Here is a 25,734-nt window from a genome sequence, read left to right as displayed (position 1 = left end):
ACAGTCTAGCGCATGGCCAAGCGCCAGGCGCAATTCACGAGGGGGAGAGGTGGAGCACCAGCCGTCATGCTCGGGCTTGACCCGAGCATCTCGTCCCGAAATTGCTGCCTGAGATGGTCGGGTCAAGCCCGACCATGACGAGCTCAGTGATCAGCCCCGCGCCTCCAGCGCCTTGACGATCGTCTGGCCCATCTCGGTGGTCGAGACAGCGTTGGCGCCGGGCGCTGCGATGTCCTGGGTGCGGGTGCCGGAGCCCAGCACATCGGCGATCGCGCCCTCCAGCCGGTCGGCGGCCTCGATCGCCCCGAACGAATAGCGCAGCGCCATGGCAAAGGAACCGATCATCGCGATCGGGTTGGCCAGCCCCTTGCCGGCGATGTCGGGCGCGGAACCATGGACGGGCTCGTACAGCGCCTTGCGCTTGCCCGTGGCAGGGTCTTCCGCGCCAAGCGACGCCGAGGGCAACATGCCAAGCGAGCCGGTCAGCATCGCCGCAACATCCGACAGGATATCGCCGAAGAGGTTATCGGTGACGATGACGTCGTACTGCTTGGGCCAGCGCACGAGCTGCATCGCGCAATTGTCGGCGAGCACATGCTCGAGCTCGACATCGGCATAATCCTTGGCGTGCAGGGCGGTCACCGTCTGCTTCCACAGCACGCCGGTCTTCATGACATTGTGCTTCTCGGCGGAGGAGACCTTATTGCGGCGGGTCCTCGCCAGCTCGAAGGCGACGCGGCAGATTCGGTCGATCTCCGGCGTCGTGTAGACTTGCGTGTCGACGCCGCGCTTGCTGCCGTCCTCCAGCGTCACAATCTCTTTGGGCTCGCCGAAATAGACGCCGCCGGTGAGTTCACGCACGATCAGGATGTCGAGCCCCTCGACGACCTCCGGCTTGAGCGAGGAGGCGGACGCCAGCGCCGGATAGCAGATCGCGGGGCGTAAGTTTGCAAACAGCCCGAGATCCTTGCGCAGCCGCAGCAGGCCGGCCTCGGGACGGTGCTGATAGGGCACATCGGCCCATTTCGGCCCGCCCACAGCGCCAAACAGCACGGCGTCGGCTTCCTGGGCGAGCTTCATGTCGCCTTCCGAGATCGCCTGCTTGTGGGCATCATAAGCGCAGCCGCCGACCAGGCCCTTCTCGATTTCGAAAGAGGCCAGGCCCTGCTTGCCGAACCAGGAGACGATGGTCTCGACCTGGCCCATCACCTCGGGGCCAATGCCGTCGCCGGGGAGCATCAATAGCTTATGGGTCGCCATGGTCGTCGCCTCGCCGTTTCTTGAAACTGCAATGGCGGGTGATTAGGGCGCACGCCCCCTGCATGCAAGCGGCGCGCGCGCCATGTCAGGGCCGCGCCAGCCGCGCAGTCACCTCGATCTCGATCTTCATTTCAGGCTGAAGCAACCCCGCGACGACATAGATACCGGCCGCCGGGCGAATCTCGCGAAACACCTCGCCGCAGACGGCGAGCACCGGCGCGCAATGGGTCCGGTCTGTGACGAAATACTGCGCCCGGACCACATGAGCGAGCGACGAGCCGGCCTCGGTCAGCACGGCGTCCAGCGTGCGGAAGATGTTGCGCGCCTGCTCGGCGGCATCCTCCGGCAGCGTCATGGTGACATAGTCATAGCCGGTCGTTCCGGACACGAACACCAGATCCCCGTCGATCACCGCGCGCGAATAGCCGTATGCGGTCTCGAAGGGCGAACCGGTGGAGATCAGGCGGCGGGCCATGGGGAGTCTGTCATTCTCGGGCGAAGCGAAGCGCAGACCCGAGAATCCCTCGCAGGAGATGCTCGGGTCAAGCCCGAGCATGACGTTGGGGCTAAACCCGCCCGCTCTTGAGCGCCCGCAGCACCTTCTCGCCGGGCCGGCCGGTCTGCGGCATGCCGATCTTGGCCTCGATCTGCTTGATCGCGCCGCGCGTCAGCGCGCCGACCGCGCCATCAGGCTCGCCGACATCGAAGCCGCGCGCGATCAGCAGGCGCTGGAGTTCGCGGCGCTGCTCACGCGAGAGCGGCAGATCGTCGGTCGGCCACTCGCCCTGCACGCCCGGCCGCCCCCGCAGCCGGTCCGACAGGAGCGAGATGGCGAGCGCGTAGGAATCCGCGCCGTTATAGCTGTAGGCGGCGTCGTAGTTCTTGAAGACGAGGAAGGCCGGGCCGTTGCGCCCCGCCGGCATCAGGAGCCCGGCATTGCCCGTGCCGTCGAGCGCCGAGCCGTCGAATTTCACGATCCCCTGCCCGGCCCAGTGTGAGAGCGGCCGCTTGGGATTGCGCCCGCTCGGGCCCCCATACCCGCGCGGCACCCGCACCTCGTAGCCCCAGGTCGCGCCGGTGACCCAGCCGGCCTTGTCCATGAAATTGGCGGTCGAGTGCAAAGCGTCGGGGATTGAATCGACCAGATCGCGCCGCCCATCGCCATCGCCGTCGACAGCCAGCCGCAGATAGGTCGAGGGAATGAACTGCGTGTGGCCGAAGGCGCCGGCCCAGGAGCCAAACAGCCGCTCCGGGCGGACATCGCCGCGCTGGATGATCTGCAGCGTCGCGATCAGTTCGCCCTTGAAGAAGGCGTTGCGGCGCGGCGCCAGACACGCCCCGGTCGACAGCGCCTGCACCAGCGGCATCCGGCCGCGCGCCTTGCCGAAATCGCTCTCCACGCCCCAGACGGCGGCGATGGTATGGCGATCGACACCGAAACGCCGCTCGGCCGCCGCCAGCGTCGAGGCGTGCTGGCGCAGCATGTTGCGCCCTTCCGCGACCTTCTCGTCATCGACCAGCGTGCCGAGATAATCCCAGATCGGAGTCTTGAACTCCGGCTGGTTGTTCATCGCCTCGATCACCTTCATGTCCGGCTCGACGCCGGCCATGGCACGATCAAAGGTCGTGGTGGACACGCCCTTGGCAGCCGCGTCGGAGCGCAGGCCCGACAGACACGATTGGAAACCGCCCTGCGCCGAGGCGGCGGAAGCGATCAGGACGAGGGGCAGGGCCAAGATGAGGTTTCGCATGGTCTCCACCGAATCGCATGAATGACGCGAAACTAGGGCGCTGCGGTTAACGGAGGTTAACCATGATTGATTTTGCGAGCGGGCCCGGCGCGCAGGAACACAAGCACACACCCCTTGCTTGTCAGGCCGATCCTGTCGATGAAGCTGCGGTAGGTAGGGGCGCCGAGGCGCGGCGGGGAAACGACCACAGGATGAACGGACCAATGACAGCCACCATCCCCTCCCCAGGCCACCCCGCCGTCGAGGCCTATCTGGCCGATGGCTATGGCCGCGTCGTCGGCATGTCGTCGCGCTTCGCTGCGGCCATCTGCGCGCGGCTGCTGCGGCTGCAGACACAAGAAGGCGTTCGCGGGCCGATCGCGGAGATCGGCGCCTTCGAGGGTCGTTTCTTCATAGCGCTTGCCCATGCGCTCGATGAGGGCGAGATCGCGTTAGCGCTCGACATCTTTTCATGGCCCGACGCTGCCGTCGAACAGCGTTTCGAGGCCAATTGCGCCCGCCACGGCATCGGGCCCGAGCGCCGCCGCACAATCAAGGGGGATGCCGGCGCAATGGCGCCGGCCGCTCTCCTCGCCCATGCCGGAGGCGAAAAACTCCGCTTTATCCATATCGACGGGGAGCATTCGCGCGCCGCCCTGTCGAAGGACCTGGCGCTGGCCACCGCCTGCCTCGCCGAGGGCGGGCTGATCGTGCTCGACGACATGCTGCACCCCGGCTACCCGACGCTGATGGTCGCCGTTCAGGCCTATCTCGAGGCCAATCCCGACATCGTCCCGCTCTGCGTCATCGACCGCGAGACGATCGTCGGCGCGACCAAGTTCGTGCTCTGCCAGCGCGCCTGGTTCGAGCGCTACCAGACCCGGCTGCTGGAAATCTTCGCGGACTTCGTCTGGCCGCTCGGCGCCGATTTCGAGCCGCATTGGTGCTTGGTTTTGTCGCAGGACACGCGGCTGGCGGAGATCGTTTGAGGACAGGCTTCGGCTACCCTTTAGCCCTCATGCCATCGGCAAGAATGGCCTCGACGATCTCTTGAACGTTCAAGGCTTCAGCCAGGGTCGCCAGGTGATGCGCTTCGCCACGCGTGAGCCGAACCACGCCCTCGATCTGACGCCGGAGTGCGATCGGGCGCGCCTCCGCCTGTGACAGCGTGCCGGCCGCGCGCTCCCATGTCCCGTCGGGCAGCCGGCGTTCGGCGACCGACCAGTCGCAGAGCCGGACCGCACCGTGGTCACCTTCCAGCATCCAGATGTTGTGATCGTCCTTCGCCGTGCTGCCGACGTTGCCCTTGAGTTCGACCGGGACGTCGCCAGCCACCAGCGTCGCTTGAATCGAGCGCTCCGATGTGCCGGCCTCCGGAAACACCGCGCTCGCGGAGAGACCGTGCAAGGGGCCGAGCAGCCTGCGGCTGAGGAAGAGGAAATGCGACACGACCTCACGGGTGAACCCGCCCTGTTGCCGCCCGTCCAGCCAGGCCGCCGCATCGGCCTGCCAGGAGCGCGGCCAGGTCGCGAAGGCGACCTCGATCGTCACGCGCGACGCTGTACCGACGGCTCCCTGAGCGATCCAGTCCATCAACGTCGCGACCGCGAGCGAGGAGGCGAAGGGAAAGTTGACGGCCCCTCTGTCTCCGGCTTCTGCAACGAAGGCCCGCGCGTCGGCGACATCGACCGCCAGGGGCTTCTCGCAAAACACGCTTTTGCCGGCGACGATGGCGGCGCGGGCATGATCGAGATGGGAAGCTGGCGGCGAGGCGATATAGACGCAGTCGCTGGCGGCGATGACCGACGCGGCGTCAGGCAGCCGCGGAACCTGCGGGAAGCTCGCCGCCATGCGCTGCATGGCCGACGGCGCCGGGTCAAAGATCCCGCTGACGTTCACCAGCGGGGGTGACTGGTCGAGAATGGCGCTCAGCAGCCTCTCGCCCATGATGCCTGCGCCGATGATTCCGATTGAAAGAGTGCCGTCATGCATCGTCTGAAATTCCCAGCCCTGAGCCGGGAATCGCGGTAGCAGGTTTCCGAACGGCACACGAGCGTCTGGCGACCCGCCGCCCCGCACGTCCCGCTCTGCAAATACAGTCGCCGCTTCGCGCCGACCTCGATCCCTACCGCGCGGGCCTGACCCGCAGCACCTTCCCGCCATCATCGCTCAGCAGGTAGATGAACCCGTCTGGCCCCTGCCGGACATCACGGATGCGTTCGCCGAGACCCGCGAGCAACCGCTCCTGCCCGGTGACCGCCTCGCCCTGCGTCGACAGCCGCACCAGCATCTGCCCGGCCAGCGCGCCGACGAAGAGCGAGTTCTTCCAAGCGGGCCAGACCGGACCGGTGTAGAAAGCCGCACCCGAGGGCGCGATCGACGGATCCCAATAGAACAGCGGCTGCTCCATGCCCGTCTTGGCCGTGCCTTCGCCGAGCTTCGCACCCGAATAGTCGATGCCGAAGCTGATCACCGGCCAGCCATAATTGCGGCCGGCCTTGGGCGTGTTGATTTCGTCGCCGCCACGCGCGCCATGATCGGCGATCCAGAGCTGGCCGCTCTCCGGATGCAGCGCCGCGCCTTGCACGTTGCGGTGTCCGATCGACCAGATTTCCGGCTGCCAACCCGCAGGCTTCGGATTGTCCGCAGCCGCACCGCCTTCCGGAGAGATCCGCATGACCTTGCCGATATGGTTGTCGGGGTTCTGCGCCTGGTCGCGCTGGCCGTAGCGATCGCCGACCGTGACAAACAGCGCGCCGCTGCGGTCGAACACCAGCCGCGAACCGAAATGCATCGAGCTGTTGACCGTCGGCATCTGCTGGAAGATCACCTTCGCGCCCTCCAGCGCCGTGCCGCGCTCATTGAGCCTGGCCCGGGCTACGCTGGTGCCGCTGCCGCCCGCCCGCGCCTCAGCAAAGGAGAGGTAGATCATCCGGTTCTGGGCGAAACCCGGATCGAGCACCACATCGAGCAGACCGCCCTGCCCGCGCGCAGCGACGTTGGGCACGCCCGACAGAGCCGGCGACAGCTTGCCGTCGGTCCCGACCAAGCGCAGCCGCCCGGGCCGCTCGGTCACCAGCATGCGACCATCGGGCAGGAAAGCCAGGCCCCAGGGGTTCTCGAGACCGCTCGCCACCGTCTCGACCGTGAGGTCCCCCGCGCTTGATTTGAAGGTCTGCTGCGCCTGGGCCGGAGTTTGACCGGCGAGCAGCGCGGCAAAGACCACAACCCCGATCGCATAGCTATGCCGTTGCATCATCGTCTCCCGAACGGGGCCTGGCGCCCTGCAAAAACGAACAACGGCGCGGGCCACCGGTGGGTTGCGGCACTCACGCCGAAGTGAGCGATTGTCCGGCTGCTTCAGGGCGGCGGCAGGCGTCCGAGCGTGCTGAATTCGCCTTGGGGGTCGCGCTTGAGCACGACCATCTCGCCCGAGGCGGGAAACACCCCCGTCAGCGCGGTGATGTTGACCTGGTGGGTCACCATCACGACCGTCGCGGCCTCGGCCGGAAGGGTCGCAAGCCGCCGCCGGAGCGCGACCGTCGCCGCGTCGCGTTCGCCGGGGCGGCCGAAGAAGGAATTCAGGGCGGTCGCCTCGTCCTCGACGGGCCCGATGGCCATCAGCGCCGCCGTTTCGCGCGCGCGGCACCATTGGCTGGTCAGGACGAGCGCGACGGGAACCGCCCGCCGGCGAAACTCGTCGCCGAGCCGGCGAGCCTGGACACGTCCGCGCTCGCCGAGATTGCGCTGCGTGGCGCAATCGCCGATCCGGAAGTCGGCCGGATCCCCGCCCCCCGGCGCATCGGCATGGCGCATCAGCACGACATGGCCGGGCGTGGCGAGCGCCGACCAGAGACGCTCCCGGTCCGTCTCGATGGCCAGAGCGGGGCCGCACAGGAGCGCAAGACCGGCCAGGGAGGGGAGACTGGCCAGCAGCGGGAGAAGGCGCCGTCTCGTCGTCACACCCATGCCCGCTCCCGTCTCAGGTCACTCGGGCTTGACCCCGGCTTCCCTGATGATGTTTTCCCAGATCGCGATTTCCTGGAGGTGATAGGGCCTGAACGCCGCCGGGTCACGTAACCTCATCGTGAAGCCGAGCTTGAGGATCGCCTCGCTCACGGTCGGCTTGGCCAGCGAGGCCAGGATCGCCTTCGACAGCGTCTCCAGCACCGGGGCCGGCGTCGCGGCGGGCGCAAAGAAGGCGGCCCAGGAATCGGCGTCGGCATTGCTGACACCCTGCTCGCGCAGCGTGGGAATGTCCTTGGCGCGCGGATTGCGCTCCGGGCTCGCCAGAGCGAGCGCCCGAAGCGTGCCGGCATTGAACTGCTCGAGCACGCTGGGCAGCGTCGAATTGGCGATGTCGATGCGCCCGCCGATGATCTCCTGGACCAGCGGCGCTGCGCCACGGAAGGGCACATGCGTCATCTTGATGCCGGTGCGCGCCATGAACAGCTCCATCGCCAGATGCGAGCCGGAGCCGACGCCGGTCGAACCGTAATTGAGCTTGCCGGGATCAGCCTTGGCGAGCGCGATCAGTTCCTTGATGTCCTTGACCGGCAGATCCTTGCGCACGACGAAGGCGTGCTCGAAGGCGCCGACGCCGGCCAAGGGCGCGAAATCCTTGACCGCGTCATAGCCCGGCTCCTTGAGCAGGAACATGTTGTTCCCATGCGTCTGGTTGTTGCCGAAGATGATGGTGTGGCCATCGGCTTCGGCCTTGGCCACGGCCCGCGTGCCGACGGCACCCGAAGCACCGGCGCGGTTGTCGACGATGACATTCTGGCCGATCGATCCGGCGAGGTCCTGCGCGACGAAGCGCGCGATCGCATCCGTCGGGCCGCCGGCCGGATAGGGCACGACGAGGGTGATCGGCTTGGTCGGAAAATTTTGCGCCTGCACGAGCGAGGGGGCGAAAACGGCACCGGCCATCAGGCCGAGCGTGGAGCGGCGGGTCAGCGACATGGTTGAAACTTCCTCCCGGGCGGCCCGATTGATCACAGGCTTGATCGCAGCTTTAGAGCATCGATCGCGGAAGGGAAATGCCGCTTCCGGATGAAGCGGCCACGAAATCAACCACCTAGGCGGCTGCTCAGCCGGCTGTGAACCCTGCCCGCTTCAACCGCTGGATCGCGAGATCGAGCGCCTGCAGGAAAGCGGAGCGATCCCTGGGCGAGAACGGCTTCGGTCCGCCGGTCGCCGTCCCCATTGCGCGCAGATCCTCCATCATGTCGCGCGTCGCCAGCGCCATGCCGATCGAGGCCTCGGTGAAGGGTTTGCCGGTCGGGCCGATCACCTCGGCACCGGCCTTGATGCAGCGATCGGCCAGCGGGATGTCCGATGTGATCACGATCGACCCGCGCGCGACGCGCTCCGCGATCCAGTCGTCGGCGGCATCGAACCCGTCCGTCACCACGACGCGCTCGATCCAGGGCTCGCGCGGCAGCATCATGTAGCTGTTGGCGACGACGAAGACTCGCAGGCCGTGGCGCTCGGCGACCTTGAAGATCTCCGACTTCACCGGGCAGGCATCGGCATCGACATAGATCGCGATCGGTTGGAGATCATCCATGGCAAAGAGCGCATCGCAGGGTCGCGCACTGCGCGCAAGCGGCAAGATCGCCGCCCATGCGATCGAAGCCGCGTTGCGACACCAAAGCATTCAAGAAACCACGTGCGCCGGCGCACGCTCTGCCCTAGGCTGTCGCTCTGCTTCGACACGACGAGACCCGGCAGCCGCCGGGCCGGCCGCGGCGGATTGCATGTCGTCCCGGATGATGCCTCGCATGAGTGCCCCTTGCGATCGAGGCAGCACCTGACGATGTGTCACGGACACACCAGCGCAACCCCGCGCCGTTCGACCGCAAAGGAATGCCGACCATGGCCAAGGAACAGCGCAGCAACCGCGAAGCCAAGAAGCCGAAGAAGGACAAGCCGAAGGTCACGGCCGCCGCGCCTTCGACCTTCGCGGCTGTCGTCGCCAAGGCAGCGGGGCCGAAAAAGAAATGATTCGCTTCAAGACGATCGACCCCGCCGAGCAGGCCAAGGTCGCCGAGAAGGCCGAAAAGCCTGTGGCCAAGCCCGCCGGCGTCACCCCCCCGGCGCCCGAGCCCGACGAGGATGGCGCAGCCGTCCCTGAGGAGCCCGCGGCCAAGGGCAAGGGCATGACCCGCAAGACGCCGCTGCGCGCCAAGAAGCCCGACGCGGCACGGCTGTTTCGCGACTGACAGCGGTCGGCCCGGCAGCCGACGCTATGACCACAAGCGCATCGCCATTCTGGATGACGACGGTCGCCCAGGATGACGCCTCAACACATGGCCGGCGGGCCCGGCAGCGCCCGTCCGGATCGGCAGCGCCGCAGCGTCGCCCCCCTCACGTCACCTCGTCGGTCCAGACCTTGAACCCTGTCAGCGTGTTGGGCCCGAAGGTGGTGGCGATCGCAACGTCGGCTGCGTCTCGCCCATGCGCGATCAGCACCCGGCCGATCCGGGGCACATTGTTGCGCGGGTCGAACATCTGCCAGCCGCCCTCGAGATAGGCCTCGAAGGACGCCGCGAAATCGCCCGGCGGATAGGGCGGCGGCGTGCCGACATCGCCGAGATAGCAGGTGCAGTAGCGCGCCGGAATGTTCATCGCCCGGCAGAACGCGACCGCCAGATGGGCATAGTCGCGGCAGACGCCCCGGCCCTCGTGATAGGCGTCGGAGGCCGCGCGAGTGACGCTGGCATCGTTGTAGTTGAAGGCGATGCGCTGGTGGACGAAGTCGCAGATCGCCTGGACCCGCGGGGCGCCGGGCTGCGTATGCCCAAACAACTGCCAGGCGAGATCGAGCAGGCGGTCGCTGTCGCAATAGCGGCTGGCCAGCAGAAAGACGATGCATTCCTCGGGCAGGTTTTCGACAGCCACCTGCCCCGCTTCGCGGTTGAAGCGCTCGGGCAGCCCGCTGTCATGGATGACCGCATCGGCCGTGATCTTCATCGCGCCTGGCGGGGCCAGAAGCCGCGTGCACCAGTTGCCGAAACCGTCGCGATAGGCGCTGATCGGAACGGACGGGCTGACACGGATGTAATCGGGCGTTTCGAGGTCCGACACCCGGCTGAAATGCACGTTCAGCATCAAGATCAGCGGCGTGGGCTGCGGAAAGTAATAGTCGAGTTCGTAGCCGATCCTGAGTTTCACGAACATGCCTTCCGCGCGGGCAATCCGCGCTGATGATGGTGGCCCCCCAGCCTGTCTGCGGGATCATGCACGTTTCCGGCCAGCGTCGATACGCCCGCCCTCCCCCTTGGAATTCAGCGCGTTGCTGGCAATGATCAAGCACTCTGGCTTGCGATGCCGGCTCTTGAGTCCTAAACCACGCCCGCGCCTCCAAAAACGGCGTGCCCTTATCCGAAATCCGGAGAACTCCCATGGCCTTCCTTGCCGACGCCCTGAAGCGCGTGAAGCCGTCTGCGACCATCACCATCACGCAGAAGGCGCGCGATCTGAAAGCGCAGGGCAAGGACGTGATCTCGCTCTCGGTCGGCGAGCCCGATTTCGACACGCCCGACAACATCAAGGAGGCGGCCATCGCCGCCATCCGCCGTGGCGAGACCAAGTACACGCCGGTTTCCGGCATTCCGCAGCTGCGCGAGGCGGTCGCCCGCAAGTTCAAGCGCGAGAACGGGCTCGACTACAAGCCGGGCCAGGTCATCGTCTCGACCGGTGGCAAGCATGTCATCTACAACGCCCTGCTCGCGACGCTGAACCCCGGCGACGAGGTCATCTGCGTCTCGCCCTATTGGGTCTCCTACCCCGAGATGGTGGCGCTCTGCGGCGGCACCGCGACCTTCGCCGAGACCAAGATCGAAAACGAGTTCAAGCTCCAGCCGGAAGAGCTCGAGCGCGCGATCACGCCCAAGACCAAGTGGGTGATCCTGAACTCGCCGTCGAACCCGTCGGGCGCCGCCTACAGCCGCGCCGAGATGAAGAAGCTCACCGACGTGCTGATGCGTCACCCCCATGTCTGGGTGCTGACCGACGACATGTACGAGCACCTGGTCTATGGCGACTTCGAATTCGTGACGCCGGCCCAGGTCGAGCCCGGCCTCTATGAGCGCACCCTGACCATGAACGGCGTCTCGAAATCCTACGCCATGACCGGCTGGCGCATCGGCTACGCGGCCGGACCGCAGCATCTGATGAACGCCATGGACCTCGTCCAGGGCCAGCAGACCTCGGGCACCTCGGCGATCTCCCAATGGGCTGCGGTCGAGGCACTGGACGGCACGCAGGACCACCTGCCCGTCTTCAAGAAGGCCTTCGAGCGCCGCCGCGACCTCGTCGTCTCCATGCTGAACCAGACTCGCGGCCTCGTCTGCCCCAAGCCCGAGGGCGCCTTCTACGTCTATCCCGACTGCTCGGCGCTGATCGGCAAGACCATGCCGAACGGCAAGGTCATCGAGACCGACGAGGATCTGGTGCTCGGCATCCTCGAAGACGAGGCGGTCGCGGCCGTCCATGGCTCGGCCTTCGGCCTGGGCCCCAACTTCCGCATCTCCTACGCCACCTCGGACGAGAAGCTGGAAGAGGCCTGCCGCCGCATCCAGCGCTTCTGCGCCGAACTGCGCTGATCGGGCCCGTCATTGCGAGCGCAGCGAAGCAATCCAGAGGGTCTTGCACAACGGCTCCTGGATTGCTTCGTCGCTGACGCTCCTCGCAATGACGGGGTAATTCAAGTCAACCGCCGCTTGATGCTGGCAGCGGCGCTCGTCTGGTTTCCGGGCGGGGCGGTTGCACAAACCACTTCCCTGTCGGCGCGCGAGGCCTATGACGCCGCCCGCACCGGCACCCTCCTCCTCCTCGACATTCGCACGCCCGAGGAATGGCGCGACACCGGCATCCCCCAGGGCGCGATCGCGCTCGACGTCGAGACGCCCGCCTTCGAGGTCAGGCTGGCGGGCCAGCGGCTCGATCATCCGCGTAAGCGCATCGCCCTGATCGATCGCAGCGGCGGCTTGAGCGCCTCGATCCGCACCAAGCTCGCCGGGCGCGGCTTCCGCGACATCCTGGCAGTGCGCGGCGGGATGCTGGGGCCGGGTGGGTGGCTGGAGCAGAAGCTGCCGGTGGTGGCTTATCCGTGAGCGCCGTCATGCTCGGGCTTGACCCGAGCATCTCAGGCCGCGTTCGAACCAGTGCCCTTTTCCGGCATGAGATTCTCGGGTCTGCGCTGCGCTTCGCCCGAGAATGACGTGTGCGGGTCAGCGTTCGCTCCGGTCCTTCAAGAGATCCGGGCGCCGCTCGCGCGTGATCCGCTCGGCTTCCGCCCGCCGCCATTTCGCGATGCGGGCATGGTCGCCCGAGAGCAGCGCCTCGGGCAGGCCCCTGCCCTCCCATTCGCGCGGCCGCGTGTAGTGCGGATATTCGAGCAGGCCATTCTCGAAGCTCTCGTCCTGGCCGGACAATTCCTTGCCCATCACGCCGGGGATCAGCCGCACGCAGGCGTCGAGCAGGACGAGCGCCGCCATCTCGCCGCCCGAGAGGATGTAGTCGCCGATCGAAACCTCGGTCAGCCCGCGCCCCTCGATCACGCGCTCATCGACGCCCTCGAAGCGCCCGCAGACGATGACGACGCCCTCGCCCGCTACCCAGCCGCGCACCTGGGCTTGCGTCAGCGGCCGCCCGCGCGGCGACATCAGCAGGCGCGGGCGCGTGTCCCCGGCGGGAACGGCGGCATCGATCGCTGCGCCCAGCACGTCGCAGCGCAGCACCATGCCGGCGCCGCCCCCGGCCGGGTTGTCGTCGACATTGCGATGCCGGCCGATGCCATGGTCGCGGATCTGGTGCGCCTCCAGCGACCACAAGCCCCGCCGCAGCGCTTCACCGGCCAGCGACACGCCGAGCGGACCGGGAAACATCTCCGGGTAGAGTGTGAGGATGGAGGCGCGGAACGGCATGGAGGGACCTTACCGGACTAAAACTGGAAACGCGTCGTCATCCCGGGCGGAGCGCAGCGCAGACCCGGGATCCATGCCTGAACCGTTCCGGAATGGTTCCCGGATCGGCGCGGCTGACGCCGCTTGTCCGGGATGACGACGCGAAAAACCGAAGCGAATTCGCCCCTAACCGAAGCGCAGGGCCGGCAGGCGGTCCAGCGCGTTGAAATCGGCCGCGCTGGCGATGACGTTGTCGTAAGCCGCAAACGCGTCCGCGCCGAGCATGGTCAGCATCGCCACGGCGCGCATGCCGGCGCGGCGCGCCGCCTCGATGCCGTTGGGCGCATCCTCGAAGACGAGGCAGGCCTCGGGCGCGACAGCCATCCGGCGCGCCGCCTCGATGAACATGTCGGGATGCGGCTTGCCGCGAAACCCCTGCGAAGGCGAGATCACCGTGGCGAAATGCGGGCGCAGACCGAGCGTGTCGAGCACCAGAGCGATGTTCTCCGGCGGCGCGGCCGAAGCCACCGCCATCGGCACGCCGCAGCTTGCCGCCCGCGCGATCAGCGGCAGCAGGCCCGGAAGAGCCTCGACATGGCCGCGATAGGCGTCGCGATAGAACACCTCCTTCGCCTCGCCCAGTGCGATGACCTCGGCCGGCGTCGCCTGCGGAAACAATGGCGCGATGATCTCTCCGACCGCCATGCCCGCCGTGCGCTGGAAGAAGTCATCGGCGTCGAAGGGCAGACCATGGGAGGTCAGCAGCTTGCCCCAGGCGTCCTCGTGGAAGCGCATATTGTCGACGATGGTGCCGTCCATGTCGAAGATCAGCGCGCCCGCAGGCGTATCATTCCTCATCATCGGCCTCGAACAGCCCCTCGGGCGGAACCGCCTCGATCCGTCGCGCAGCGATGTCGATGCGCGGCGCGAAGGCCTTGGTGAAGGGCATCAGCACCGAGCGACCATCCGGCAGCAGAATGTCGAGCAAATCGCCGGCGCCGTAATTGGCGACGGTGGTCACCGTGCCCAGGACCGCGCCGTCGGGGCCGACCACCGCACAGCCGATCAGATCGGCCTGCAGGAATTCGTCCTCGTCCTCGGGCGCCGGAATCTTGTCACGCGCGACGAAGAGATTGACGCCGTTGAGGCTTTCGGCCGCCTCGCGGCTGGTGATGCCCTTGAGTCGAGCGACCACGACCTCCTTGGCCGGGCGGATCTCGGCGATCTCGAAGCGCCGCCCCTTGTCGTCGGTCAGGGGGCCGTATTCGGCGATCGCCAACGGATCGCCGGTGAAGGCCTTGATCCGGACCTCGCCCTTGATGCCATGCGCGGCGCCGATGACGCCGAGCAGGACGAGCTTGTCGTCAGCAGCCATGGCACGTCACCGACACGACGGCAGTCTGTACCGTCATGCTCGCCTTTGTGGCGAGCATCCACGTCTTAGACCCGGGTCTCGCCAAGCGAAGACGTGGATGGTCGGGACAAGCCCGACCATGACGGCCTGCATCGCGAGCCCAGGCGCACATCACGCTTCGGCTGCGGCTTCAGCCGGAGCCGCGGACTTGGCGGCGTTCTTCTCGGCGCGCTCCTTGGCCTTCTCGCCGGGAACAGCCTTGTTGGGGTTGTTGCGCACGGGACGCTTGGCGATGCCGGCGGCGTCGAGGAAGCGCAGCACGCGGTCGGTCGGCTGGGCGCCCTTGGCGAGCCAGTCCTTGGCCTTCTCGATATCGAGAACGACGCGCTCGGGCGAATCCTTCGCCTTCATCGGATCATAGGAGCCGATCTTCTCGATGAAGCGGCCATCGCGCGGCGCGCGCGCATCGGCAACGACGATGCGGTAGTAAGGGCGCTTCTTGGCGCCGCCACGGGTCAGGCGGATCTTGAGGGACATTCTCGTTCTTCCTTTTTAAGCTTCGTTTTCGGTTTTCACTGTGGCGATCGCCGCATGCAGCTCCGCCTCTCCTTGCATCGACGTCGACTTGAACACCTCGAAGTCCACGCTTCCGTCTTCACAGACATCGATCTCCCACTTCTCGCCGGGCGGGTTCGCCACGATCGAAATCGCGTCGTCCCGGTAGATCGTGGGCGAATGATCGATGCCCGCATCTTCCAAGGCCTGCTGGATCGACCAGATCTTCGCCAGCATCTCGGCGGCACTGAAACTCATGATGTCGTTCACGCCTTGTTGTCGTCGACCAGCTGGTCGATCGCAGCCCAGGGGTCGTCCTTCATGCCCGTCGAGGTGAAGATCTCGAGATCGATCGAGCCGTCTTCGAGCACGTCGATCTCCCAATATTCGCCCGGCGCATGCACGAGGAACGAGAAGGCGTCGTCGCGATAGGACGACGTCTCATAGGACAGGTTGGCGTCGTCGAGACGGGCCTTGACCTGCTTGAACACGTCGAACATGCCGACGCGCATTTCGGTGGGCTTGGTCACTTCTTCTTGCCTCCGAAGGGGTTGGTGCCCCCCAGCCCCGGAAGGCTCCGGCCCGGCTGAGCGCCAAGTCCGGGCAGTTTCGGCATCATGCCGGCCGGCGGCGTGACGCCCTTGGGCAGGCCCGGAAAACCGCCCGGAGGCAGACCCGGCATTCCACCCCCACCGGCCATCTGCTTTTGCAGTTCGGCGAGTTGGGCCGGGTCCATCTTCGACGGGTCGAGCCCGGCCGGAAGTCCGCCCATCCCGCCGCCGCCCATGCCAAACATCGCGCCGAGCTTGCCGAGCATCCCGCCCTTCTGCTTGCTCATCTGCTTCATCATGTCGGCCATGCCGCGATGCATCTTGAGCAGCTTGTTGATCGATTCCGGCGTTGTGCCCGACCCCGCCGCGATGCGCTTCTTGCGGCTGTTCTTGAGGAGGTCGGGGTTCCTGCGCTCGGCAGGCGTCATCGAATCGATCGCCGCGATCATGCGCTTGAACATCTTGTCGCCGACGCCGGAGGCCGCGAGCTGGCTCTGGGCCTGCTTCATGCCGGGCATCATGCCCATGACGCCACCGAGCCCGCCCATCTTCTCCATCTGCTGGAGCTGGGCGCGCATGTCCGACAGGTCGAACTGACCCTTGGCCAGCCGCTGGGCCAGGGCCTGCGCCTTGTCGGCATCGACCGTCTCCGCCGCACGCTCGACGAGGCCGACGATGTCGCCCATGCCCAGGATGCGGTTGGCGACGCGCGAGGGGTGGAAATCCTCCAGCGCATCGATCTTCTCGCCCGTGCCGACGAGCTTGATCGGCTTGCCGGTGACGGCACGCATCGACAGCGCCGCGCCGCCGCGCCCGTCGCCGTCCATGCGGGTCAGCACGATGCCGGTCAGCCCGACGCGCACATCGAAGGCGCGCGCGGTGTTGACCGCGTCCTGGCCGGTCAGCGCATCGGCAACCAGCAGCACCTCATGTGGATTGGTCGCCGCCTTCACCTCGGCGACTTCCGCCATCAGCGTATCGTCGAGCGTGACGCGGCCGGCGGTGTCGAGCATCACGACGTCGTAGCCGCCGAGACGAGCGGCCTCGATCGCACGGCGCGCGATCTGCACGGCCGACTGACCGGCGACGATCGGCAGCGTCTCGACGCCGACCTGCTTGCCGAGGATGGCGAGTTGCTCCATCGCGGCCGGGCGGCGCGTGTCGAGCGAGGCCATCAGGACGCGCTTCTTGTTGCGGTCGGTCAGGCGTTTGGCGATCTTGGCCGTCGAGGTCGTCTTGCCCGAGCCCTGCAGACCCACCATCAGGATCGGCACCGGTGGCACGGCATCGAAGGTGATTCCCTCGCCATCACCGCCGAGCATATCGATCAGCGCGTCGTTGACGATCTTGATGACCTGCTGGCCGGGCGTGACAGACTTCAGCACCTCGGCGCCGACGGCCCGCTCGCGGACCTTGTCGGTGAAACTGCGCACCACTTCGAGCGCGACGTCGGCCTCGAGCAGCGCCTTGCGCACCTCGCGCAGCGCGGCGTTGACGTCCTCCTCGGTCAGCGAACCCCTGCGGGTCAGCCCCGAGAGGATGCCTGATAGCCTGTCGCTGAGAGTGCCGAACATGCGGACCTGCTTGCTTGCCTTCAGGAACCGGCAGCGCGAAGCCTCATCGCCAAACGGTTTCGCGCCCGAGGGCGCAGTCGCGCTGTCGGGCGTTGACCTCCGGGCTCGAATGCTCTGCGAGCGGCCCGGTCGGCTGATGCGGTCTCGACGATGTCGGCGAAACGGATGGCGCGGTTAAAGCGGAAGAATGTGGCGAAAGTCAAGGTTGGAGAGGTTGGCGGCAATCTCGCCATCATGCCGCGTTAGCGATCTGGGCTCAGACAATAGACCGGAATGCTCGTCGAAATATGCGCCATCCCCTCGCCGCCCTTGCCCTCGCCCTCCTCGCCGCCGGCTGCGCCGGCGAGCCGCGCCGCGCGACGCCGCTCGATCCGCGCGCCAGCGAGCGTCTCGCAGCAGTCAGCCTCGACCCGGCCGAGGCGGGCCGAATTTTCAATGCTTATCGCGCGAGCCAGGGCCTGGGTCCGGTCAGGCTCGATCCTATCCTGAACGCAATGGCCCAGCGTCAGGCCGATGCGATGGCGAAGGCGAACGCGCTCTCCCACGACGCCGCCGGCAGCTTCGCATCCCGGGTTCACGCCGCCGGGCTCGACGCAGCGCGTGCGGCTGAGAATCTCGGCGCGGGCTACTATTCCACGCAGGAAGCCTTTACCGGCTGGCGCGCCTCGTCGGGCCACGACGCCAATCTCCGGATGAAGGAGGCGACGCGCTTCGGCATCGCGCTCGCCAAGGATCCGCAGACGCAATACCGCGCCTGGTGGGCGCTGGTCGTGGCGGGCGAACCGGAGCGACGCGTCGAGATGTCGGCCGCGCCCGTCGGCTGGTTCGGCTCGAACCGGCCGCCGCGCTGACCACGACAGCAATATTGCTGCCCGCAAGGATTTTCCTTACAATATCTGATCAGTTTGGCCGCTTAGGGCGACGGGGATGATCCTCAGCAAACTCACCAGCAAGGCGCAGACGACGGTGCCACAGTCCGTCCGCAAGGCTCTGCGCCTGCGGGAAGGTGATGAGATCGCTTATGCGATCGAACATGATCGCGTCGTCATGACGAAGGCGCGAGCACCCCAGGCCGAAGACCCGTTTGCGACCTTCGACGAATGGGACGGCGAGGCCGATCGCAAGGCCTATGGCGAGCTTTGAACAGGGAGACGTCGTTAGGGTCCCCTTCCCCTACACGGACCGCTCGACACGCCAGCACCGTCCGGCGCTGGTGGTTTCGGCCGGCGGCATCGGCGAGGAGCAAGGCCTGCTTTGGGTCGTAATGATCACCAGTGCAGAGAACCGGCCCTGGCCGGGAGACGTAGCGATCGACGGAGGTGATGAGGAGACCGGGCTGCCGGCGCCATCCGTGGTCCGTCCCTGCAAGATCGCAACGATCGAAGCCCGGCACGCGCAGAAGCTGGGGCGGCTTCCGGCTGCCTTGCGCGAGCGTGTCAGCGCGGCTTTCCGTGAGCATCTCGGGCTGGGCTAAACCGGCTCCCCTTTACAACCCCCCTGCCTTGGGGATGGCTTGCCCGACGCCATCGGAAAACACCGCCATGACCTTCGAAACCTGGGCCACCTTCGCCGCCGCCACCGCCGTCCTGCTGGTCATACCCGGCCCCACGATCCTGCTGGTCGTCTCCTATGCGCTCGGCCAGGGCTGGCGCACGGCGCTGCCCACGGCGGCGGGCGTCGCGCTGGGCGATTTCACCGCGATGACGCTCTCGATGTTGGGCGTCGGCGCGCTGCTGGCAACCTCGGCGACCGTGTTCACGGCGCTGAAATGGGCCGGTGCGGCTTATCTGATCTGGCTCGGTATCAAGCTGTTCCGCGCTGGCGGGAACCTCGACGCCAAGCCGCGCGAAGATGCCGTCTCGTCGCTGAAGATGCTTGGCCATGCCTGGCTGGTGACGGCTCTGAACCCCAAGAGCATCACCTTCTTTGTCGCCTTCCTGCCGCAGTTCCTCGATCCGAAGGCCGATTTCTGGACGCAGATGCTGATCTTCGAGGCGACCTTCGTGACGCTGGCATCGGCCAATGCCTTCGGCTACGCGCTGGTCGCCTCGCGCGCCCGTGCCGTGGTGAAGAACCCCCGCGCGATCAGCGCGATCAACAAGACCGGCGGCGCCCTGCTGATCGGCGCGGGGATCGCCACCGTCGCGCTGCGCACAAGTTCGCGGTGAGATCACGGTCGCAGCGCCGTTAGAGAGGCTTGGCGATCAAAGCACTGTGATGCAGCCCGAGCTTGACCCGCGGGCGAACTAGCCCATTTTGGCGGGCATGAACCGTCGCACACTGCTCTCCTTCCTCGGCATCCCTGCTCTGCTCGGCACCTCTGGCGCGGCCTGGGCCGCGATCTCGAGATCCAACAATCCCTATTATCAGGGGCCGGTGACGGAGAACTTCAACGGGGTCGTCTTCACCGACGGCCGGCCCGTGACGAAGGGCCTCGCCGACGTGCTGAAATGGCAGACATCGAAGCGTGATCGCGAAGCCTTTCCAGAGCATTTCCCAACGCCGCCGCAGGACACGCCACCTGCCCGTGTCGATGGCGTCCGCATCGTCCATCTGGGCCACGCGTCGTTTCTCTATCAGATTGCCGGGCTCAACCTGCTGATCGACCCGGTCTATTCCCTACGCGCCAGCCCGCTGTCCTTCATCGGTCCGCGCCGCGTCAACCAGCCAGGCGTCGCCTTCGACGACCTGCCCCGCATCGACGCGGTGCTGATCACGCACAACCATTACGACCATCTCGACATCGAGACGCTGGCGCGACTGCATGAGCGCGACGCGCCGCGCATGATCATGCCGCTCGGCAATGATACGATCGTCAGGGCCCGCATCCCCACTGCGAAAGCCGAGGCCCATGACTGGTCGGCGCGCCTGACATTATCCGATGCTGTGACCGTGACGCTGACGCCGAGCTATCACTGGTCGGCGCGCGGCGCCTTCGATCGCCGCATGGCGCTCTGGTGCTCCTTCGTCGTCGAAGCGGCAGGCACCAAGATTTTCCACATCGGCGACACCGGCTATCACGACGGCTCGCTGTATCGGCGGCTAGGAGCCGAATACGGCCCATTCCGCCTCGCCGTGCTGCCGATCGGCGCCTATGAGCCGCGCTGGTTCATGAAGGACAACCACATGGACCCGGCCGAGGCGGTCAAGGTCATGCTGGCGCTGAAGGCCGAAGAGGCGCTAGGCCACCACTGGGGCACCTTCCAGCTGACCGATGAAGGCATCGAGCGCCCCCCGTCCGCGCTGGCTGCGGCGCTGGACGAAGCGGGGCTGCCGCAGGACCGTTTCAGGGCCATGCGGCCAGGCCTGAGCTGGCAGGCCTGATCGCCCGACGGCCGATCAGCGCGGCTGGACGTAGACGTTGATCTCGAGGTTGGGATTGGCCGGATCGGTGAGATCGCCGACATACTCCTCGAGAAAAGCCTCTTTCACCGTGATCGCCTTGGCCTCGAGATAGGCCGTGATCGTCTCATAGGTCGAATCGATGTCATCATAGGGCGCGACATGGACGAAGCGCAGGGACGGGCCGGCTGGCGTCAGACCCGGCCGCACACCGTTCCCGAAGGTTGAGTTGCGATCGCCCGCCGGCGCCGGACCGACCGGCAGCATGGCCTCATAACGAAAGCCGTTGTCGTCGGTCTCGAGAAACAGCGTCAAAGGGCGTCCCGCAACCGGCAGCCCGGCCTTGTCCGCTTCCTGACGCAGGATGAGCACGCTCTCGGCCAGACGCTTGAAGCCTTCGTCCCAGCTTGCAGAGCCTGCCACGATCAACACGGGCTTGGCGACGAGCAGGACCTCATCGACATCACTCTGGTCGCCGCGTTTGCCGGCCAGCGTCGCATTGGGATCGATCGTCCCGGTCTGCTGCTGCGGGGTCGGCGGCTGCATCGGCTGGACCGGGCCTGGCGCGGGTAGCGTTGGCGGCGGCTGCACGGGCTGGGGTTCGAGCGGGACCTGCGGCGTGGGCGCGGGCTGAACCGGCTCGGGCGTGATCGGCAATTGCGGCGCGGGCGCCGGCTGAACAGGCGTCGGACCCGGCACGGCTTCGGGCACGGCGGCAGGCGGCGTCGGCGCGGGCTGCGCCTGGACCGGTACGGTGGTGCCGGGCAGCGGCGCCAGGGGCGCGGATTCGACCGCCGCCGGCGGTGCGACGCGAGTCTGGGCCGCGACCGGCGGCGCGCTCCACAGAGCCGCGACCAGCATAACAGCCATCGGGGAATGCCGCATTGTGACCGTCCTGCTCAAAGAACCGATTCGCGCCCTTGCGGCGCGCTGTGGAACATCCACTTAGCCAAGAAACGACCCTGAGGGTGGCTTTTTCACGTCGCCTCCCTCATAGACCCGCAGTTCGAGGGATGTATGACACGATGAACGCCCTGGCCCATCGCCGGTTCCTGAAGATGAATGGTCTCGGCAATGAGATCACCGTGCTGGATCTGCGCGGGACCCGATTGCGCGTGGCCGACAGCGACGCCCGCGCCATCGCCGCCGAGCCGCGCGCCCGCTTCGACCAGCTGATGGTGCTGCACGATCCGCAACTGGCCGGAACGGACGCCTTCATCCGGATCTACAACAGCGATGGCTCCGAAGCCGGCGCCTGCGGCAATGGCACGCGCTGCGTCGTCTGGGCGATGCTGGCCGACCCCACGATGGGAGACCCCTCGCGAACAACGCTGACGCTGCAGACCAAGGCCGGGTTGCTGCCAGCGCGGCGCGACAGCGACCTCGTCTTTACGGTCGATATGGGCGCACCGAAGCTCGCCTGGGATGAAATTCCGCTGGCCGAGCCGTTCCATGACACGGCCCATTTCGAACTCCAGATCGGCCCGATCGACGATCCGATCCTGCATACCCCCTGCGCCGTCAACATGGGCAACCCCCACGCCGTGTTCTTCGTCGACGATCCCTATCGCTTCAATCTCGAACAGATCGGCCCGCTGCTCGAAAACCATCCGATCTTTCCAGACCGCGCCAATATCGAACTCGCCGCCGTCGTCGCGCCCGACCATATCGTGCTGCGCGTCTGGGAACGCGGCGCCGGCATCACCCGCGCCTGCGGCTCGGGCGCCTGCGCCGCGCTGGTCGCAGCCGTGCGCCGCGAGCTCTCGGCCCGCAAGGCCGTGGTCAGCCTGCCCGGCGGCGACCTCACCATCGAATGGCGCGAAAGCGACGGCCATGTCCTGATGACCGGCCCGGTCGAATTCGAATGGGAGGGCACGCTCGCTCCCGAACTGTTCGAGACCGCGGCCTGATGGCGCTCGAGGTCGTCACATTCGGCTGCCGCCTCAATATCGTCGAGGGCGAGGCGATCCAGCGGCAGGCGCAGGCCGCGGGACTCACCGACATCGCCGTCGTCAACTCCTGCGCGGTGACGTCCGAGGCGACGCGGCAGGCGAGGCAGGCGATCCGCAGGCTGCGCCGCGACAGGCCCGGCCGCCCGGTCATCGTCACCGGCTGCGCCGCCCAGATCGAGCCCGCCCGCTTCGCGCAGATGCCGGAGACCGCGCGCGTCATCGGCAACGCCGAGAAGATGCAGGCCGCGACCTGGACCGCGCTCGCTCGCTCGAACAGCCTGGCGGCCGCGCCCGGCGCCGATCCCGCCGACAAGATCGCCGTCGGCGACATCATGGCGCAGACGATGCTGGGCGGCCTCGACAGCGGGCGCAGCGCCCGGCAGACGCGCGGCTTCGTCCAGGTCCAGAACGGCTGCGACCATCGCTGCACCTTCTGCGTCATCCCCTTCGGCCGCGGCAATTCACGCTCGCTGCCGGTCGAGGCCGTCGTCACGCAATGCCGGACCCTGACGGAAGCCGGCGCGCGCGAGGTCGTGCTGACCGGCGTCGACCTGACGAGTTATGGCCGCGATCTGGACGGTGCGCCGACGCTGGGCCTGCTGGTGCGCGCCATCCTGCATGGCATCCCCGAACTGCCGCGCCTGCGCCTCTCCTCGATCGACGCCGTCGAGGTCGATGACGCGTTGCGCGAGGCCATCGCGACGCAACCGCGGCTGATGCCGCATCTGCATCTGTCGCTGCAGGCCGGCGATGACCTCATCCTGAAGCGCATGAAGCGCCGGCACGGCCGCGACGACGCCATCCGATTCTGCGCGCAGATGCGCTCCTTACGCCCCGACATCGCCTTCGGCGCCGATCTGATCGCCGGCTTCCCGACCGAGGAGGAGACGATGTTTGCCCGCTCGCTCGACCTCATCGGCGCATGCGGCCTCAGCTACGTCCACGTCTTCCCCTATTCGGCCCGCCCCGGCACGCCGGCCGCCCGCATGCCGCAGCTTCCGGGCGAGATCGTCTCGGAGCGCGCCGCGCGGCTGCGTGAGGCGGCAGCCGCCGCCCATGTCGCGCATCTGTCCGGTCGCCTCGGCCGGCCGCTCAATGTCCTGACCGAGCGCGGCAACACCGGCCGCGCCGAGGATTTCACCTTGGTGCGCTTCAGCCGCGAGGTCGCGGCCGGTGAATTGCTGACGGTGACGGCCGCGGCTGACGACGGACGCGCGCTGCTGACAGCGTGAGGCGGCTCAGACCAGCCTGACCCAAGCCGTTCCCGCCGCCTCAGCTCTTGCTCGCCACCTCCTCGCGCAGCGCCCGGCGCAGCACCTTGCCGACATTGGTCTTGGGCAGGCTGTCGCGGAAGAAGATCTGCTTGGGCACCTTGTAGCCGGTCAGGCTCTCCTTGCAGAAGGCGCGCAACTGATCGGCCGTCAGCGCATCATCCTTGCGCACGACGAAGGCCGTGACCGCCTCGCCCGAATGCTCGTCGGGCAGGCCGACCACCGCCGATTCCAGCACGCCGGGATGCATCGCCAGCACGTCCTCGACCTCGTTGGGATAGACGTTGAATCCTGAGACCAGCACCATGTCCTTCATTCGGTCGACGATGCGGACCTGCCCGTCGGGCAGCATCACGCCGATATCGCCGCTGCGGAAATAGCCGTCATCGGCCATCACCTTGGCGGTCTCGTCGGGGCGGTTCCAGTAGCCGACCATCACCTGCGGACCGCGGATGCAGATCTCGCCGGATTCGCCGATCGGCACCTCATGTCCTTCGGCATCGCGGATCGCGATCTCCGTCGAGGGCAGCGGAAAGCCGACTGTTCCGGTGAATTCGGCGATGTCGGGCCGGTTGATCGAGGCCACCGGCGAGGTTTCCGACAGCCCGTAGCCCTCGACGATCGGCCGACCCGTGACCAGCTTCCAATGCTTGGCGACGGCGGCCTGGGTCGCCATGCCGCCGGAAACCGCAAAGCGCAGCTCCTCGAAATTCACCTTGGCGAATTCGGGATGGTTGCCGAGCGCGTTGTAGAGCGTGTTGACGCCCGAGATCAGCGTGAAGCGGCTGGCCTTCAACGTCTTGATGAAACCGACGATGTCGCGCGGATTGGCGATCAGCAGCCCCTTGGCACCGATGCGCAGCATGAACAGGCAGCAGCAGGTCAGCGCGAAAATGTGGTAGAGCGGCAGCGCTGTCACCATGACATGCTGGTAGTCGCTGCGCCCCAGCGGCGGCTCAAGCGCCCAGCCGAGCCACAGCCCGCATTGCTCGACATTGGCGGCGACATTGCGATGCGACAGCGTCGCGCCCTTGGCGACCCCGGTCGTGCCGCCGGTATATTGCAGGAAGGCGATGTCGTCGGGCGTCACCGTCACCGGCGCCATCACCGCCGATCCGCTCAGGATCGTCGCGAGCGGCACGAAACCGGGCAGATCGAAGGGCTTGACCACCTTCTTGACCCGCCGCGCGACGAAATTGACAATGTGGCCCTTGAAGCCCATCAGGTCGCCGGCTGTCGCGATGACGATGGTGTCGAGCTTCAGATGCGGCTTCGCCTCCGCGACGACATGGGCGAAATTCTCGATCACGACGAGGACCCGCGCGCCGGAATCGTTCAACTGATGCGCAAGCTCCCGCGCCGTGTAGAGCGGGTTGACGTTGACGACGGTGTAGCCGCCGAGCAGCGCCCCGAAGATCGTCGCCGGATAGGCCAGGATATTGGGCATCATCAGGGCGATGCGATCGCCCTTGCGGCAGCCCTGCGCCTGCAGCCAGCCGGCAAAGGCGCGCGCCGCCGCGCCCGTCTGCGCAAAGCTGATCGCCTTGCCGAAGCTCTCGAAGGCGGGCCGATCGGCATAGGTCCTGCAGGCGCTGCCGATCAGATCCGCCAGCGTGCCGGGATCACCGATCTGGGGCGGCACGGCCGCGGGATAATGCGCCAGCCAGGGTCGCGGATCAGGCTTCGCCGGCATGGCGCTGATCGGGTTCATGCTCAACCTCCCCGTGCCCGACATTACACCCGCCAAAGCAGGCTGCCGATGCGTTTTTCGTGGACCACCACACTGCTGAACAGCGCGGACGGGCGCAAGGCCCAGCATGTTTTATCGACAAGATAGTTCACATGTAAACTGATGATCCGATCCAGCCCCTATCCGCCGCCCTCGCATCGACCTGAAGCCACAGCCCCAATCCCCGCCCGCCTCGCGGCGTCGGTCGATGAAAAAGGGGCAGCGGAGCGCCGCGAGGCGCGGGGGTATCGGGCCGCATCCATTGAGCCAGGACGCGGCGCGGGCAGATTGAGCCACTGCCCGCACGCCCCGTGGCGCTCCGCTCGTCGGCGTTCTTGAGTCTCCGGGCCGCGCTTATGGGGTCGAAAGCCATCCTCCGCCGCGAGCCCTTTCGACGCCAGTTCGGCTCATCGCCTTGTCGCGTCTAGTCGGGCATGGGACGAAGGCGTGATGCCTAAGACCTTTCCAGCGAGCTCCTCGCACAGGGGCCGTAGTACCCCCAGGG

General features: G+C 67.0%; 30 protein-coding genes. 12 read left to right on the top strand and 18 right to left on the bottom strand.

Annotated elements, in window-relative coordinates:
• Positions 1-150: 150 nt before the first annotated feature.
• The 3 genes from leuB to IP69_RS19280 form a co-directional block, all read right to left on the bottom strand.
• Positions 151-1,260 (bottom strand): 3-isopropylmalate dehydrogenase, encoded by a 1,110-nt coding sequence (gene leuB / locus IP69_RS19290; RefSeq protein WP_054144449.1) that lies wholly within the window; start codon positions 1,258-1,260, stop codon positions 151-153.
• Between the two features lie 85 nt (positions 1,261-1,345).
• The gene (locus IP69_RS19285) at positions 1,346-1,735 is read right to left on the bottom strand and encodes a RidA family protein (protein ID WP_054144468.1); all 390 of its coding nucleotides are present in this window, start codon (positions 1,733-1,735) and stop codon (positions 1,346-1,348) included.
• 91 nt (positions 1,736-1,826) lie between these two features.
• Entirely contained in the window at positions 1,827-3,011 is a 1,185-nt protein-coding gene (locus tag IP69_RS19280) for a lytic murein transglycosylase (protein ID WP_054144448.1), read from the bottom strand.
• A 203-nt stretch (positions 3,012-3,214) separates the two neighbouring features.
• Here IP69_RS19280 and IP69_RS19275 point away from each other — a divergent pair, with 203 nt between their 5' ends.
• Positions 3,215-3,979, top strand: coding sequence for a class I SAM-dependent methyltransferase (locus tag IP69_RS19275; protein WP_054144447.1), 765 nt, complete (start codon positions 3,215-3,217; stop codon positions 3,977-3,979).
• Between the two features lie 13 nt (positions 3,980-3,992).
• Here IP69_RS19275 and IP69_RS19270 read toward each other — a convergent pair whose 3' ends face one another.
• The 5 genes from IP69_RS19270 to IP69_RS19250 form a co-directional block, all read right to left on the bottom strand.
• Complete coding sequence (locus IP69_RS19270) at positions 3,993-4,982, bottom strand: Gfo/Idh/MocA family oxidoreductase (RefSeq protein ID WP_054144446.1); 990 nt, start codon at positions 4,980-4,982, stop codon at positions 3,993-3,995.
• Positions 4,983-5,115: 133 nt separating this feature from the next.
• Complete coding sequence (locus IP69_RS19265; RefSeq protein ID WP_054144467.1) at positions 5,116-6,246, bottom strand: PQQ-dependent sugar dehydrogenase; 1,131 nt, start codon at positions 6,244-6,246, stop codon at positions 5,116-5,118.
• A 104-nt stretch (positions 6,247-6,350) separates the two neighbouring features.
• On the bottom strand, positions 6,351-6,959 hold the full coding sequence (locus IP69_RS19260) for a histidine phosphatase family protein (protein ID WP_082359475.1): 609 nt from the start codon (positions 6,957-6,959) through the stop codon (positions 6,351-6,353).
• 18 nt (positions 6,960-6,977) lie between these two features.
• The gene (locus tag IP69_RS19255) at positions 6,978-7,952 is read right to left on the bottom strand and encodes a tripartite tricarboxylate transporter substrate binding protein (RefSeq protein WP_054144445.1); all 975 of its coding nucleotides are present in this window, start codon (positions 7,950-7,952) and stop codon (positions 6,978-6,980) included.
• Positions 7,953-8,079: 127 nt separating this feature from the next.
• Positions 8,080-8,559, bottom strand: a complete 480-nt coding sequence (locus tag IP69_RS19250; protein WP_054144465.1) for a YaiI/YqxD family protein — start codon at positions 8,557-8,559, stop codon at positions 8,080-8,082.
• A 308-nt stretch (positions 8,560-8,867) separates the two neighbouring features.
• Between IP69_RS19250 and IP69_RS22540 the strand changes: the two genes are divergently transcribed.
• Positions 8,868-8,996 carry a hypothetical protein gene (locus tag IP69_RS22540; protein ID WP_282568248.1) on the top strand — a complete coding sequence of 43 codons (129 nt, stop codon included), beginning with the start codon at positions 8,868-8,870 and terminating at the stop codon, positions 8,994-8,996.
• Positions 8,993-9,214, top strand: a complete 222-nt coding sequence (locus IP69_RS19245; RefSeq protein WP_054144444.1) for a hypothetical protein — start codon at positions 8,993-8,995, stop codon at positions 9,212-9,214. The genes IP69_RS22540 and IP69_RS19245 overlap by 4 nt, the downstream gene beginning before the upstream one ends.
• A gap of 145 nt (positions 9,215-9,359) precedes the next feature.
• Here IP69_RS19245 and IP69_RS19240 read toward each other — a convergent pair whose 3' ends face one another.
• Entirely contained in the window at positions 9,360-10,166 is an 807-nt protein-coding gene (locus tag IP69_RS19240; protein WP_054144464.1) for a transglutaminase family protein, read from the bottom strand.
• A gap of 230 nt (positions 10,167-10,396) precedes the next feature.
• On the opposite strand from IP69_RS19240, the gene IP69_RS19235 reads away from it, so the two are divergent.
• Together IP69_RS19235 and IP69_RS19230 are read left to right on the top strand one after the other, a co-directional pair.
• Positions 10,397-11,599: a pyridoxal phosphate-dependent aminotransferase gene (locus IP69_RS19235; RefSeq protein WP_054144443.1), complete on the top strand. Its 1,203-nt coding sequence runs from the start codon at positions 10,397-10,399 to the stop codon at positions 11,597-11,599.
• Between the two features lie 120 nt (positions 11,600-11,719).
• The gene (locus IP69_RS19230) at positions 11,720-12,109 is read left to right on the top strand and encodes a rhodanese-like domain-containing protein (protein ID WP_054144442.1); all 390 of its coding nucleotides are present in this window, start codon (positions 11,720-11,722) and stop codon (positions 12,107-12,109) included.
• 117 nt (positions 12,110-12,226) lie between these two features.
• Here the strand turns inward: IP69_RS19230 and trmD are convergent, their stop codons facing one another.
• The 7 genes from trmD to ffh all read right to left on the bottom strand — a co-directional run bounded on the left by trmD (position 12,227) and on the right by ffh (position 16,935).
• Complete coding sequence (trmD, locus tag IP69_RS19225) at positions 12,227-12,922, bottom strand: tRNA (guanosine(37)-N1)-methyltransferase TrmD (protein WP_054144441.1); 696 nt, start codon at positions 12,920-12,922, stop codon at positions 12,227-12,229.
• 165 nt (positions 12,923-13,087) lie between these two features.
• Positions 13,088-13,759 carry an HAD family phosphatase gene (locus IP69_RS19220; protein ID WP_054144463.1) on the bottom strand — a complete coding sequence of 224 codons (672 nt, stop codon included), beginning with the start codon at positions 13,757-13,759 and terminating at the stop codon, positions 13,088-13,090.
• Entirely contained in the window at positions 13,749-14,276 is a 528-nt protein-coding gene (gene rimM / locus IP69_RS19215; protein ID WP_054144440.1) for a ribosome maturation factor RimM, read from the bottom strand. The genes IP69_RS19220 and rimM overlap by 11 nt, the downstream gene beginning before the upstream one ends.
• 150 nt (positions 14,277-14,426) lie before the next feature.
• Positions 14,427-14,792 (bottom strand): 30S ribosomal protein S16, encoded by a 366-nt coding sequence (gene rpsP, locus IP69_RS19210; RefSeq protein WP_054144439.1) that lies wholly within the window; start codon positions 14,790-14,792, stop codon positions 14,427-14,429.
• A gap of 15 nt (positions 14,793-14,807) precedes the next feature.
• Positions 14,808-15,080: a hypothetical protein gene (locus IP69_RS19205; protein ID WP_054144438.1), complete on the bottom strand. Its 273-nt coding sequence runs from the start codon at positions 15,078-15,080 to the stop codon at positions 14,808-14,810.
• Complete coding sequence (locus IP69_RS19200) at positions 15,077-15,340, bottom strand: hypothetical protein (RefSeq protein ID WP_054144437.1); 264 nt, start codon at positions 15,338-15,340, stop codon at positions 15,077-15,079. Before IP69_RS19200 ends, IP69_RS19205 begins: the two co-directional genes overlap by 4 nt.
• Positions 15,337-16,935 carry a signal recognition particle protein gene (gene ffh, locus IP69_RS19195; protein WP_054144436.1) on the bottom strand — a complete coding sequence of 533 codons (1,599 nt, stop codon included), beginning with the start codon at positions 16,933-16,935 and terminating at the stop codon, positions 15,337-15,339. The genes IP69_RS19200 and ffh overlap by 4 nt, the downstream gene beginning before the upstream one ends.
• A gap of 287 nt (positions 16,936-17,222) precedes the next feature.
• On the opposite strand from ffh, the gene IP69_RS19190 reads away from it, so the two are divergent.
• From IP69_RS19190 to IP69_RS19170, 5 genes are all read left to right on the top strand, one after another.
• The gene (locus IP69_RS19190) at positions 17,223-17,786 is read left to right on the top strand and encodes a CAP domain-containing protein (RefSeq protein ID WP_054144435.1); all 564 of its coding nucleotides are present in this window, start codon (positions 17,223-17,225) and stop codon (positions 17,784-17,786) included.
• A 76-nt stretch (positions 17,787-17,862) separates the two neighbouring features.
• The gene (locus IP69_RS19185; protein ID WP_054144434.1) at positions 17,863-18,078 is read left to right on the top strand and encodes a type II toxin-antitoxin system PrlF family antitoxin; all 216 of its coding nucleotides are present in this window, start codon (positions 17,863-17,865) and stop codon (positions 18,076-18,078) included.
• Complete coding sequence (locus tag IP69_RS19180) at positions 18,065-18,409, top strand: type II toxin-antitoxin system PemK/MazF family toxin (RefSeq protein WP_054144433.1); 345 nt, start codon at positions 18,065-18,067, stop codon at positions 18,407-18,409. The genes IP69_RS19185 and IP69_RS19180 overlap by 14 nt, the downstream gene beginning before the upstream one ends.
• A 67-nt stretch (positions 18,410-18,476) precedes the next feature.
• Positions 18,477-19,103, top strand: coding sequence for a LysE family translocator (locus IP69_RS19175; RefSeq protein WP_054144432.1), 627 nt, complete (start codon positions 18,477-18,479; stop codon positions 19,101-19,103).
• A gap of 97 nt (positions 19,104-19,200) precedes the next feature.
• The gene (locus tag IP69_RS19170; RefSeq protein ID WP_054144431.1) at positions 19,201-20,259 is read left to right on the top strand and encodes an MBL fold metallo-hydrolase; all 1,059 of its coding nucleotides are present in this window, start codon (positions 19,201-19,203) and stop codon (positions 20,257-20,259) included.
• Positions 20,260-20,274: 15 nt separating this feature from the next.
• On the opposite strand, the gene IP69_RS19165 is transcribed toward IP69_RS19170, so the two are convergent.
• Positions 20,275-21,162 (bottom strand): GyrI-like domain-containing protein, encoded by an 888-nt coding sequence (locus IP69_RS19165; RefSeq protein ID WP_156323551.1) that lies wholly within the window; start codon positions 21,160-21,162, stop codon positions 20,275-20,277.
• 140 nt (positions 21,163-21,302) lie between these two features.
• On the opposite strand from IP69_RS19165, the gene dapF reads away from it, so the two are divergent.
• Positions 21,303-22,187, top strand: a complete 885-nt coding sequence (dapF, locus tag IP69_RS19160) for a diaminopimelate epimerase (RefSeq protein WP_054144462.1) — start codon at positions 21,303-21,305, stop codon at positions 22,185-22,187.
• On the top strand, positions 22,187-23,461 hold the full coding sequence (gene mtaB, locus IP69_RS19155; RefSeq protein WP_054144429.1) for a tRNA (N(6)-L-threonylcarbamoyladenosine(37)-C(2))-methylthiotransferase MtaB: 1,275 nt from the start codon (positions 22,187-22,189) through the stop codon (positions 23,459-23,461). The genes dapF and mtaB overlap by 1 nt, the downstream gene beginning before the upstream one ends.
• 40 nt (positions 23,462-23,501) lie before the next feature.
• Here mtaB and IP69_RS19150 read toward each other — a convergent pair whose 3' ends face one another.
• Entirely contained in the window at positions 23,502-25,211 is a 1,710-nt protein-coding gene (locus IP69_RS19150) for an AMP-binding protein (protein ID WP_054144428.1), read from the bottom strand.
• Positions 25,212-25,734 lie beyond the last annotated feature (523 nt).

The sequence above is a fragment of the Allobosea sp. AAP35 genome, assembly GCF_001295925.1.
In the GTDB taxonomy this organism is placed as follows: Bacteria; Pseudomonadota; Alphaproteobacteria; order Rhizobiales; family Beijerinckiaceae; genus Allobosea.
The sequence above is the reverse complement of the archived record's forward strand: the minus strand, read 5'-3'. Positions and strand labels throughout refer to the sequence as shown.